Source organism: Campylobacter novaezeelandiae, from assembly GCF_004323845.1.
In the GTDB taxonomy this organism is placed as follows: domain Bacteria; phylum Campylobacterota; class Campylobacteria; order Campylobacterales; family Campylobacteraceae; genus Campylobacter_D; species Campylobacter_D novaezeelandiae.
Genome location: NZ_QPGR01000011.1, coordinates 1 through 11650, shown reverse-complemented (window position 1 = coordinate 11650; position 11650 = coordinate 1). Strand labels below are relative to the sequence as shown.

General features: G+C 29.7%; 10 protein-coding genes and 1 pseudogene. 8 read left to right on the top strand and 3 right to left on the bottom strand.

Translation table 11 applies throughout. The features are described 5' to 3' along the window. Positions 1-44: 44 nt before the first annotated feature. Together DU473_RS05985 and dcd are read right to left on the bottom strand one after the other, a co-directional pair. Complete coding sequence (locus DU473_RS05985; RefSeq protein ID WP_131186712.1) at positions 45-1106, bottom strand: SLAC1 family transporter; 1062 nt, start codon at positions 1104-1106, stop codon at positions 45-47. Between the two features lie 9 nt (positions 1107-1115). Next, positions 1116-1676: a dCTP deaminase gene (dcd, locus tag DU473_RS05980; RefSeq protein WP_131186711.1), complete on the bottom strand. Its 561-nt coding sequence runs from the start codon at positions 1674-1676 to the stop codon at positions 1116-1118. 161 nt (positions 1677-1837) lie between these two features. On the opposite strand from dcd, the gene accB reads away from it, so the two are divergent. Genes accB through DU473_RS05965 form a run of 3 tightly spaced genes read left to right on the top strand, consistent with a single transcriptional unit; the run spans position 1838 to position 4328 of the window. Next, positions 1838-2293 (top strand): acetyl-CoA carboxylase biotin carboxyl carrier protein, encoded by a 456-nt coding sequence (gene accB / locus DU473_RS05975; protein WP_131186710.1) that lies wholly within the window; start codon positions 1838-1840, stop codon positions 2291-2293. Further along, entirely contained in the window at positions 2293-3624 is a 1332-nt protein-coding gene (locus DU473_RS05970; protein WP_131186709.1) for an acetyl-CoA carboxylase biotin carboxylase subunit, read from the top strand. The genes accB and DU473_RS05970 overlap by 1 nt, the downstream gene beginning before the upstream one ends. A 26-nt stretch (positions 3625-3650) precedes the next feature. Beyond that, positions 3651-4328, top strand: coding sequence for a type 1 glutamine amidotransferase domain-containing protein (locus DU473_RS05965; RefSeq protein WP_131186708.1), 678 nt, complete (start codon positions 3651-3653; stop codon positions 4326-4328). A 24-nt stretch (positions 4329-4352) separates the two neighbouring features. Here DU473_RS05965 and DU473_RS05960 read toward each other — a convergent pair whose 3' ends face one another. Continuing rightward, positions 4353-5168, bottom strand: coding sequence for a peptidylprolyl isomerase (locus DU473_RS05960; protein ID WP_131186707.1), 816 nt, complete (start codon positions 5166-5168; stop codon positions 4353-4355). Between the two features lie 66 nt (positions 5169-5234). On the opposite strand from DU473_RS05960, the gene gltX reads away from it, so the two are divergent. The 5 genes and pseudogenes from gltX to DU473_RS05935 form a co-directional block, all read left to right on the top strand. Beyond that, entirely contained in the window at positions 5235-6623 is a 1389-nt protein-coding gene (gene gltX, locus DU473_RS05955) for a glutamate--tRNA ligase (protein ID WP_131186706.1), read from the top strand. Continuing rightward, complete coding sequence (locus DU473_RS05950) at positions 6623-7858, top strand: malic enzyme-like NAD(P)-binding protein (RefSeq protein WP_131186705.1); 1236 nt, start codon at positions 6623-6625, stop codon at positions 7856-7858. Before gltX ends, DU473_RS05950 begins: the two co-directional genes overlap by 1 nt. Beyond that, on the top strand, positions 7855-8484 hold the full coding sequence (gene upp, locus DU473_RS05945) for a uracil phosphoribosyltransferase (protein ID WP_131186704.1): 630 nt from the start codon (positions 7855-7857) through the stop codon (positions 8482-8484). Before DU473_RS05950 ends, upp begins: the two co-directional genes overlap by 4 nt. A 4-nt stretch (positions 8485-8488) precedes the next feature. Further along, on the top strand, positions 8489-9151 hold the full coding sequence (locus tag DU473_RS05940) for an MqnA/MqnD/SBP family protein (RefSeq protein WP_131186703.1): 663 nt from the start codon (positions 8489-8491) through the stop codon (positions 9149-9151). Between the two features lie 1244 nt (positions 9152-10395). Next, positions 10396-11650, top strand: a pseudogene (locus tag DU473_RS05935) (hypothetical protein); the annotation flags it as partial.

Sequence of the window (11650 nt, the reverse complement as noted above, 5' to 3'; positions counted from 1 at the left end):
ATTTTTTTAAAAATATTTAGCAAAAGCTGTTCCATTGTTTTATTTTAACTTAAATTTTCAATTTCTTTTGAAAAAATTCCTTTGACTGTTCTTAAAATAAGCCATAAAAAAACTAAAGTTGTAAAAATTAAAAATCCAAAAGCTAGGATAATAAAAATTCCATAAAGACTATTAAAATTAATTGTATTTATATTTTTTAAAGAATTAGCAATAATCTTTAAGTAGCTAATATTTAAAGTTGCCAGTGGAAAACTTATAGCCCACCAAGTAATTTTAAAAGGGCAACACTTATAAGCTTTAAAAATTTGAGGCAAAAGCGATAAAAATAAAAATCCTCCTATTAAAAATAATATTATTGCAAAATCATCAATATTGAAAATAGTTGTATAGGTGCTAAATCCAACGCTAAAAGGAGCTATTAAAATCAAAAGTGTTGGAGCAAGTTTATCGGGGAGTTTTTGAAAAAAAATAATTCTAGCTAAGATCAAGGGGATTAAGATCAAAGCAAAAAGAAAACCCGTTCCAATACAAAGCATTGTTAAATATTTAAAAATATATAAATTTGTATTAAAAATATAAGGCAAAGCTAAAGGAATGTCCAATAAACCAACTACAGGGATAATCCAAGCTGGAGTGATATGGATAAGTTCGTGTTTATGATAAAGCCAAGTATTTATAATATACAAGCTAAAACCAAACATTAGTATCACCCCAAATGTCCATAAGATTAAACCAAAAGTTTTGATTATATTGCTTTCATAATGAAAAGTTTGTAAAAGTATTGATAATATCATAGGTAAAAGCAAACAAGAGATACAAAAAGTTCCAAAAAAAACTTTGGTGGTTGGGTTGTGAAATTCACTTTTTATATTTTCAAAATTCATTATGCTTTTAAAAATAAAAATAAAAAATAAGAAAACAAAAACCAATAAAGCCAAAAGTGCAAAAAAAGTATAAAAAATTTGACTTATCTTAACAAGAGTATCATTAAGATGTGCAAAATAAATGATTTTATATGCTAAAAACCAAGCTAAGGAAATAGCACTAAGCCCCATAACAGCCCCAAAAAATGAAATTGGCAAGGAAAAGTATCTTTTAATATTCATTAATACCCCTTATTTTAAAATTCTTGGTAAGGTTATACCTGTTTGAGCTTGATATTTTCCTTTTTTATCTTTATAGGTTGTATCACAGTATTCATCGCCTTGAAAGAATAATACTTGTGCTATACCTTCATTAGCATAAATTTTAGCTGGAAGTGGGGTAGTGTTTGAAATTTCAATAGTTATATGCCCTTCAAACCCAGGTTCAAATGGAGTAACATTGACTATTATTCCACATCTTGCATAAGTGCTTTTTCCAAGACATATAGCCAAAACATTATCAGGCATTTTAAAATACTCAATTGTTCTTGCTAATGCAAAAGAATTTGCAGGAACTATACATACATCTCCTATAAAATCAACCACATTTTCTTCTACAAAATTTTTTGGATCAACAACAGTAGAATTAACATTGGTAAAGATTTTAAATTCACGACCTACACGTATATCATAACCATAACTTGAGAGCCCATAACTAACAACTCCTTTTCCTATGTTTGCTTCACAAAATGGAGAAATCATTTCATTTTCTTTTGCCATTTTTCTAATCCAATTATCAGCTTTTAAGCCCATTTTATACCTTTATATTTATTAATTTTGATTATTATACCTTAGTATATTTTGGTTTAATTAAGATATTTGGTATTTTAATTAAAATACTTTAATATTAAATTTTTGTAAGTTTTTATATAATGCCAAATTTAAGTTCTTGATTAAAGAATAGGAGAAAAATTATGACAAAAGAGGAAATTAAAGATTTAGTAAATTTATTTGCTGAAACCAATATCACTAAAATAAAAATTAAAGAACAAGATGGTTTTGAAATTGAACTTCAAAGAGATATATGTTGTGATATTCCAGCTCCTGTATGTCCTACAACGCCTGCTCCACAACCAATTAATGTTAATGTTGTTAATGAGGCTAAGCCAAGCGTAAGTTCAAAATCAGATAGTTTAACTATCAATAGCCCTATGGTAGGAACTTACTATCAAGCCCCAAGCCCAGGAGCTAATCCTTTTGTAAAAGTTGGAACAAGTGTTAAAAAGGGTGATACAATAGCTATTATTGAGGCAATGAAAATTATGAATGAAATTGAAGCAGAATTTGATTGTCGTATTAGCGAAATCCTTGTTGCAGATGGACAACCAGTTGAATTTGGAATGCCATTATTTGCCGTGGAGAAACTTTAATGGAAATTAAAAGTATTTTAATTGCTAATCGTGGAGAAATAGCCCTAAGAGCTTTAAGAACGATTAAAGAAATGGGAAAAAGGGTAATTTGTGTATATTCTGAAGCCGATAAAGATGCACTTTATTTAAAATATGCCGATGCAAGTATTTGCATAGGAAAAGCAAGAAGTTCTGAGAGTTATCTTAATATCCCTGCTATTATAACAGCTGCTGAGATTGCTGAGGTTGATGCTATTTTTCCAGGATATGGTTTTTTAAGTGAAAATCAAAATTTTGTTGAAATTTGTGCTAAACACAATATTAAATTTATAGGTCCTTCAATCGAAGCTATGACTTTAATGAGCGATAAAAGCAAGGCCAAACAAGTAATGAAAAGAGCCAATGTGCCTGTAATTCCTGGAAGCGATGGAGCATTACAAGGTATAGAAGCGGCTAAAAAACTTGCAAATGAAATAGGCTATCCTGTTATTTTAAAAGCTGCAGCTGGTGGTGGCGGACGTGGTATGAGGGTTGTAGAAAGCGAAAAAGATTTAGAAAAAGCCTACTGGTCTGCTGAAAGTGAAGCTATGACAGCATTTGGTGATGGAACAATGTATATGGAAAAATATATACAAAATCCACGTCATATTGAAGTGCAAGTGATAGGAGATAGTTTTGGCAATGTGATCCATATAGGCGAAAGAGATTGTTCTATGCAAAGACGCCATCAAAAACTTATAGAAGAATCCCCTGCCATACTTCTTGATGATAGCACACGTAAAAGATTGCATGAAACAGCTATAAGAGCAGCTAAAGCTATAGGATATGAAGGGGCTGGAACTTTTGAATTTTTAGTGGATAAAAATTTGGACTTTTATTTTATTGAAATGAATACACGTTTACAAGTGGAACATTGTGTAAGCGAAATGGTAAGCGGTATTGATATTATTGAGCAAATGATTAAAGTAGCCGAAGGCTATGCTTTACCTTCTCAAGAAAGTATAAAATTAAAAGGACACTCTATAGAATGTAGAATCACAGCTGAAGATTCTAAAACTTTTTTACCAAGTCCAGGAAAAATTACTAAATACATTCCCCCAGCAGGTAGAAATGTAAGAATGGAAAGTCATTGTTATCAAGATTATTCTGTTCCACCTTATTATGATTCTATGATAGGAAAACTTGTTGTGTGGGCAGAGGATAGACACAGAGCGATTACTAAAATGAAAGTAGCTTTAAATGAGCTTGTGGTGCAAGGTATTAAAACAACTAAAGATTTTCATATTGCTATGATGGATAATCCTGATTTTATTAACAATAATTACGATACAAATTATCTTTCAAGGCATTAAATTTTTATTTTATCAAAGGATAGAAAATGAAAAAAATTCTTGTCGTTATTACTAATGTAACAAAATATCCAACAACAACAAGAGCTACTGGATTATGGTTTTCTGAGGTTGTTCATTTTGTAGAGCCTTTTTATAAAAAAGGTTATGAAATTGATTATGTAAGTCCAAACGGAGGCATGATTACTAATGATCCTCATAGTCTAGAAGCTCAAAATATGAGTGAGCTTGATTGGAAGTATTATACAGATGCTAAATTTATGAATAAATTAGCACAAACTAAAAGTCCAAAAGAAATTAACGCAAAAGATTATGAAGTAATTTATTATGCAGGTGGGCATGGTGTACTTTGGGATTTTCCTGATAATGAGGAACTTCAAACAATTTCAAAAGAAATTTATGAAAATGGTGGGGTTGTTTCTGGGGTTTGTCATGGAGTGGTAGGATTATTAAATATTAAATTAAGCAATGGTGAATATTTAATTAAAGATAAAAAAGTAACAGGCTTTTCAAATGAAGAAGAACAGCAAGCAGGTCTTAGTCCGTTTGTGCCTTTCTTGCCTGAAGATGCTATGAAAGAAAGAGAAGCACATTATATTAAAGGAGCTAATTGGACCGCCTTTACTGTAAGCGATGCAAGAGTTGTTACTGGGCAAAATCCTGCTTCAGGACTTGAAGTAGCTAAAAAAGTTCTTGAAATAATTTAAATCAACTATAAGATAAATTTTTATTTATCTTATATACTCTATATTGGCTTTTGAACGTAATTTTTCAAAATAATCTTGTATGAAATTTTGTTTTTGTTTATTGATATAAGCGTTTAAAACTTCATTTTTAACTTCATCAAAATCAGGAGTTTGTTCTCCTCTTTTGTCCTTAACTTCATAAAGTTCATAGCCATTTTTTGAATTTAAAACAGGAGAAAAGTCGTTGATATTAACCTGTGATAAAAGAACCAATAAACGCGGATCAGTATTATTTAAATTTAAATGAGCTTGTTTTCTTTTAAAAAGAATTTTATGAGATTTTTTAATATCCTCTAAAATTTTTGGATCATTTGAATTATAAATATTTACATCAATCTCGCTAAAAATCGAAAAATCACTCTTATTTGTTTCAAAAAATTTCTTTGCCCCTTCTTCGCTATAGTCTATTTTACTCATTGTTAAAATTTGTTCATAAAGTTTTCTTTTTTCCAAATCTTTTTTAAAATCTTGTTTAAAAGTTTCAAAATTTTGATTTTTATTTTTTAATTCTTTTTTAAATTGTTCAAGACTTAGATGATTTTGCGCTAGCATTTTATCAATGCTATTTTCAAGATCGATTTCATTGATAGTAATACCAAATTTTTTGATTTGGGCTTGTTCGATTTTTTCATTGACTAAGATGATTAAAGCTTGATTTCTAGGGATATTTAATTTTTTCATAGTTTGTTCTATTTCATAAAGCGTAATGGGTTCTTTATCTACTATAATAGAAATTGCATTGATAACATTAGCATATAAAATATTTGATAAAAAAACACAAGTTAATAAAATTTTTTTCATAATCAAACCTTTATTTAAGTTGAAATATCGCATTATAACAATAAAAATTTAAGAAAAGGCAAAAAAATGCAAGAAAATATTATAACGCGTTTTGCTCCTTCTCCTACTGGTTATTTGCATATTGGAGGCTTAAGAACAGCATTATACAATTATTTATATGCAAGAAAAAATAAAGGAAAATTTTTATTGCGTATCGAAGATACAGATTTAAAAAGAAATTCTAAAGAGGCTACTAAGGCTATTATTGAGGCTTTTAAATGGTGCAAATTAGATTATGATGGCGAGATTGTTTATCAATCAGAACGTTTTGATATTTATAAACAATACATTCAAAAGCTTTTAGACGAGGGTAAAGCTTATTATTGTTATATGAGCAAAGAAGAGCTTGAAGAGTTGCGTTTAAAGCAAGAAAAAGCTAAAGAGCGTCCAAGATATGATGGAAGATATAGAGATTTTAAAGGCACTCCACCAAAAGGCATAGAACCTGTGGTGCGTATTAAAGCACCACTTAGTGGAGAAATAGTTTTTAACGATGGTATAAAAGGCGAAGTTAAATTTAAAGTTGAAGATATTTTAGATGATTTTATCATAGCAAGAAGTGATGGAACTCCAACTTATAATTTTACTGTTGTGATAGATGATGCGCTAATGGGAGTAAATAATGTCATAAGAGGCGATGACCATCTTTCTAATACTCCTAAGCAAATCATTCTTTATGAAGCTTTAAATTTTAAAATACCTAAATTTTTTCATGTTGCAATGATACATGGAGAAGATGGCAAAAAGCTTTCTAAAAGGCACGGAGCAACAGATGTAATGGAATACAAATCCATGGGCATGCTCCCTCAAGCCTTGCTTAATTTTTTAGTGCGTTTAGGCTGGGGTCATAAAGATGATGAAATTTTTTCTATAGAAGAATTAAAAGAACTTTTTGATCCTTATCATATAAGCAAAAGTGCATCTTCATATAGTTTTAAAAAATTAGAATGGCTTAATACCCATTACATTAAAACTTTATCTTATGATGAGCTTAATTTCGAGCTTAAATCTTTAGATTTTGATTTTGATGATATCAATAAAGGGAATTTTTTACTCAATTTATTAAGAGAAAGGGCAAAAAATTTATTTGATATTATAAATGGTGCAAAAAGTATTATAGAATTACCAAAAGATTATGATAAGGTTGCAGTGCAAAAATTTATTACTGAAAAGAATTTAGAATTTTTAGCTAAGTTTTGTGAAGAATTAAAAGATCAAAATAGCGCTAAAGATTTTGAAGAATTTACTAATGAATTTTTACAAAAATATGAGTTAAAATTAAAAGATTTAGCGCAGCCATTACGCATAGCTTTAACTGGAAATGCGGTGAGCCCTAGTATATTTGAGGTATTAGAGTTTTTAGGAGTAAATGAATGTAAAAAAAGAATCAAAGCATTCTTAGAAAAGAGGAAATAATGTATATAAAAGAAGATGCCTTAAACTATCATTTAGGCGGAAAGATTAGTGTTGAACCAACTAAAAATATGGATTCAAGTAGTGATTTATCCTTAGCATATAGCCCAGGTGTTGCAGAACCGTGCTTAGAGATTGCAAAAAATGAAGACTTAGCCTACACTTACACCACTAAGGCAAATTTAGTGGCTATTGTAAGTGATGGATCTGCGGTATTAGGACTTGGAAATATAGGCCCTAGTGCAAGCAAACCTGTTATGGAAGGAAAGGCTTGTTTATTTAAAAAATTTGCAAATGTAAACGCTTTTGATCTTGAGATCAATGCACACAGCATTGAAGAAATCGTTACTTTTTGTAAATTTCTAGCTCCAAGTGTCGGAGGGATAAATTTAGAAGATATAGCAGCACCTAAGTGTTTTGAAATCGAAGCTGCTTTGCAAGATTTAGGCATTCCTGTTATGCATGATGATCAGCACGGAACCGCTATCATCTCAACCGCAGGTCTTATGAATGCCATGGAGCTTAGCGGAAAAAAATTTAAAGATATTAAAGTAGTTATTAGTGGTGCTGGAGCAGCAGGGGTTGCAAGTGCTAGAATGTATAGAAACTTAGGTGTTGAAAATATCATTTTAGTTGATAGCAAAGGCGTGATAAACAAAGAAAGAAAAGATCTAAATTCTTATAAGCTTGAATTTGTATCAGATACAAAGGACAAAACTTTAAAAGAAGCCTTAAAAGGTGCTGATGTTTTTTTAGGCTTATCAGCGCCTAAGATCTTAGATGATGAAATGATTTTATCAATGGCCAAAGATCCTGTAATCTTTGCTTTGGCAAATCCTGTTCCTGAAGTAATGCCAGAAGATGTTATAAGACTTAGAAAAGACGCTATTATAGGCACAGGAAGAAGTGATTATCCAAATCAAATCAACAATGTCCTAGGCTTTCCTTTTATCTTTAGAGGAGCCTTAGATGTAAGAGCTACTAAAATAACTGAAAATATGAAAATAGCAGCGGCCAAAGCCTTAGCGGATTTAGCTAAATTGCCTGTAAGTAATGAAGTTAAAAAAGCTTATAATCTAAGCAATTTAGAATTTGGAAGAGAATATGTGATCCCAAAGCCTTTTGATGAAAGAGTTAAGGCTATTGTAAGCACTGCTGTTGCAAGTGCTGCGGTAAAAGATAAAGTAGCTAGAATTGCAAATTTTAATGAAAAAGAATACTTTGAGAGTTTAAAATGAAAAATATTCATCAAGTCAAACACCCTTTAATAGAACATAAATTAGGAATTTTAAGGGATAAAGAAACAAAACCCTTTCAATTCCGTATGCTTATTGATGAGATTAGCACCTTTTTGCTTTTTGAGGCTACCAAAGATTTAAATTTAAAAGATAAAGAAATTTCTACCCCTATGGCAAAAACAACCGCTAAAGAACTTGATGAAAAAATTATGATTTGCCCTATCTTAAGGGCAGCCTTAGGAATGCTTGAAAGTGTTTTTAAGCTAATCCCAAATGCAAGTATTGGTTTTTTGGGTTTTCAAAGAGATGAAAAGACTTTTAAAGCCCAGTTTTATTTTCAAAAACTCCCAAAAGACGCCAAAGAGCGTTTAGCCATCATCATAGATCCTATGTTTGCGACAGGTTCGACCGCCATTGAAGCTTGTGATTTCTTAAAAGAACAAGGCATAAAAAAGATTAAATTCATCTCTATACTTGGAACTTTAGAGGGTTTTAAAAATTTCAATCGTTTTCATAGTGATGTTGATGTTTTTATAGCAAGCATTGATAAGGGTTTAGATGAAAATGCTTATATTATCCCTGGTTTAGGTGATGCTGGAGATAGGGTATTTAATACTTTAGAGTAAATAAATGATTTTTGGGAAAATTGATTATATAAATTTATTGCCTTTGCATATTTATCTAAAAAAATATCCTTTACCCAATGGTTTTAAAGCTTCTATGGAATTTAAAAAAGGAGTTCCTAGTAAATTAAATCGTGATTTATTTTATAGAAGAATCGATGGAGCTATAATTTCTAGCATAGAAAGCGCAAGAAAAAAATACCAAAATTTAGATATTGGAATTTGTGCCTATAAAAAAGTTTTAAGCGTTTTAGTGCAAAAAAATACACCCAGTTTAAAAGATCCAAGCTCTGCTACTTCAAATACCTTGGCTAAAGTTTTAAAACAAGATGGAAAAGTGATCATAGGAGATAAAGCTTTAAAGCTTTATTTAGAAGATGATACAAAATATATTGATTTATGTAGCTTATGGTATGAAAAAACAGGACTTCCTTTTGTTTTTGCAAGGTTTTCTTGCGTGAAAAAAAAAGAAATTTATAAAATAATTTTTAAAAAATTTTCTAAAAAAAATATCAAAATCCCTTATTATATACTTGAAAAATATGCCAAAAGAGTAAATTTAGATGTTAAAGATATAAAATATTATTTAGATGAAATTATTTATTATGAAATAAAAACAAAAGAAAAATTCGCTTTAAAACGTTTTATCGCCCAGTCTAAGAAAAAATAATTTTGACTATATAATTTTAGTTTAAATTTTTATAGAAATATTAAATATATTTATACTTTAAAATTTAAATTTATCTACTTTTTTAACCTCATTAATTTTTTATCTTAAAAATTATTTAATTTTGTTTTTAATAATTCAAAAATATTAAATCATATTAAAGCACTTATACAATGATATAAAAATAAAACAAAAAAATCAATTAAAAATTGTTATTAATAAATTTTTAATTAAAAATATTTTATTATTTTAAAAAGTTTATAATTAATATTTTATTAATTTTTTATTTTCTTTTTTTAAAATAAATAAACGCAAGGAGTTTAATTAATGGATCAGAAAAAACTTGGTTTATTTAAAAAAGAAACATTAGGGGGGGGGGAATTGAAAAAAGTCATTCTTCTTCAAAAAAATTAGCCCTTTCTTTAGTTACAATTTCTTTTTTAAGTTCTTATTCTTATGCTACAACAAATTCAAAAACTTATGATGATAATCTTAAAAGTAAATCAAGTAGTGTTTATAGTCCTCAAGCTAAAAGTAATACTACTATAAAGGATCCACAAACTAATACTCACACTGTAAGTGGAAGTGGTAATACTCTAGTTGTAGAAAGTGGCGGTTCAGTTATAATTTCTACTCCTGCTAATAATCAAGCAGTAAGCTTTACTCAAAATTCTTCAACTTCTACTTTTAAAAACCAAGGAACTCTTATAGGTGGAAATAATACTTCTAGTGTTCAAGTAGGAGTAAATAGAACAGGTGGTGCTACTATAGAAACTTTTACAAATGAAGGTATCATAGGCAATAGTTCTTCTAGATTTGGAGTAGTTATCTGGGGAAAAAATGATAATAAATCTAGTATTACTAATTTTAACAATAGTGGAACTATAAATTCTAATAATGGTGAGGCTATTTATATTGGTAATGCTAATGTTAGCACTTTCAAAAATGAAGGAACTATAAGTTCTAATAATGGTCATGGTATTAATATAGCTAGTGGAGCAAGTATAGCAAATTTTATTAATAGCGGAACTATTAAGAGTGATAATAGATATGGCGTAAGTATAGGAGATGGAGCAACTATAACTAGTTTTACCAATGAAACTAATGGAATTATTCAAGGAAAGAGTGATTTTGGAGCCATAAATATAAATAATGGAACAGTCCAAACTTTAGTAAATAGAGGAACTATAAAAAATGTAGGAACTAGAGAACCTTCTAATTTTACAGAAGTTTCAACAGGTGTATTTTTGCAAAATGGCACGATAAATAATTTTACCAATGAAAGCAATGGACTTATTTCTGGTATTATGGGTGTAAGTTTAAATGCAAGCACAATTAATAATTTTACCAATAAAGGTACCATTCAATCAACTAGCAGTAATGAACTTTCTGCAGCTATCAATCTTTCGGCTGTTTCTAAGAGTAAATCTACAATAGAAAATTTTACCAATGAAGGACTTGTTCAGTCAAATTCTCACGGTATTTTAGTAGAAACAGGCAATTCCATAGAAACCCTTATCAATAAAGGCACTATAGATGCTAGCTTGAATGGTTTAAGCTTTTATGGCTTTAGTCATCTTGATGATGGCACAACCAACATCGGTAAAATCACCCTGGATACAGGCAGTATCATCAAAGCAGGTAACAATGGCATCAACATTGATGGTAGTGATAAAGACATAGTAGGCGAAGGCATAGACGTAAAAGGTAGATTAGAAGGTGGTAATGCAGGTATTTATATAGGTGGAGGAAAAAATTTAAAAACAAGCATCACTGTATCTGGAACCATCCAAGGTGGTAATGGTGGTATAATTAATACTGGAACCATAGGACAAGAAGGTGTGTCAAATCAACAACATGGTATCACTATTGAAAATGGAGGTCTTATTACTTCTACAAACGGTAAAGGTATTTTAAACACAGATAATGGAATTATCTATGGTAATATTATAAATCAAAGTAATAACGATTTAACCTTAAAAAATGATTCTAGTGCTACTATTACAAGTGGTATCACAAATAATGGTAATGGAACTATCTTTATAAATAATCAAGGAACTATAAGTAAAGATGATCAAGGTCATAACTTAACCAACAATGGATTTGGTAGCATAGTCATAGAAGATTGGCTTGTAACTTCTGATAAGGATGGTAATTTAGATACTATAGTTGTAGGTGGAAATGGTGCTTCTAATGTAACCGCTGATCAAATCACTGTAGATGAGAGTGGTCTTGATCTAGATAATCTTGATCATATAAGTGATGTAATTACAGGAATCAATAATAATAATGTAAGCAACATAACAACCAATGGTAGTGGGGATATAGATTTAGTCTATGATCCTACAACAGGAAAAATCTATCAAAGATTTAACCTTAATGCTTCAATATCAGGTGCAACCTTTAGAAGCTTAATCTCTACAACTACAAGAAGATCAACCTTTATAGATAATGTTATGGGCAATTCTATGCAAAGCTTTTATTTAGGAAATTCAAGTAGAG

Bases quoted from the DNA above. Each gene is read 5' to 3' on its own strand.
- upp (WP_131186704.1), top strand. From the start codon at position 7,855: ATGAAAAATATTCATCAAGTCAAACACCCTTTAATAGAACATAAATTA.
- dcd (WP_131186711.1), bottom strand. From the start codon at position 1,676: ATGGGCTTAAAAGCTGATAATTGGATTAGAAAAATGGCAAAAGAAAAT.
- DU473_RS05940 (WP_131186703.1), top strand. From the start codon at position 8,489: ATGATTTTTGGGAAAATTGATTATATAAATTTATTGCCTTTGCATATT.
- DU473_RS05965 (WP_131186708.1), top strand. From the start codon at position 3,651: ATGAAAAAAATTCTTGTCGTTATTACTAATGTAACAAAATATCCAACA.
- gltX (WP_131186706.1), top strand. From the start codon at position 5,235: ATGCAAGAAAATATTATAACGCGTTTTGCTCCTTCTCCTACTGGTTAT.
- DU473_RS05960 (WP_131186707.1), bottom strand. From the start codon at position 5,168: ATGAAAAAAATTTTATTAACTTGTGTTTTTTTATCAAATATTTTATAT.
- DU473_RS05985 (WP_131186712.1), bottom strand. From the start codon at position 1,106: ATGAATATTAAAAGATACTTTTCCTTGCCAATTTCATTTTTTGGGGCT.
- accB (WP_131186710.1), top strand. From the start codon at position 1,838: ATGACAAAAGAGGAAATTAAAGATTTAGTAAATTTATTTGCTGAAACC.
- DU473_RS05950 (WP_131186705.1), top strand. From the start codon at position 6,623: ATGTATATAAAAGAAGATGCCTTAAACTATCATTTAGGCGGAAAGATT.
- DU473_RS05970 (WP_131186709.1), top strand. From the start codon at position 2,293: ATGGAAATTAAAAGTATTTTAATTGCTAATCGTGGAGAAATAGCCCTA.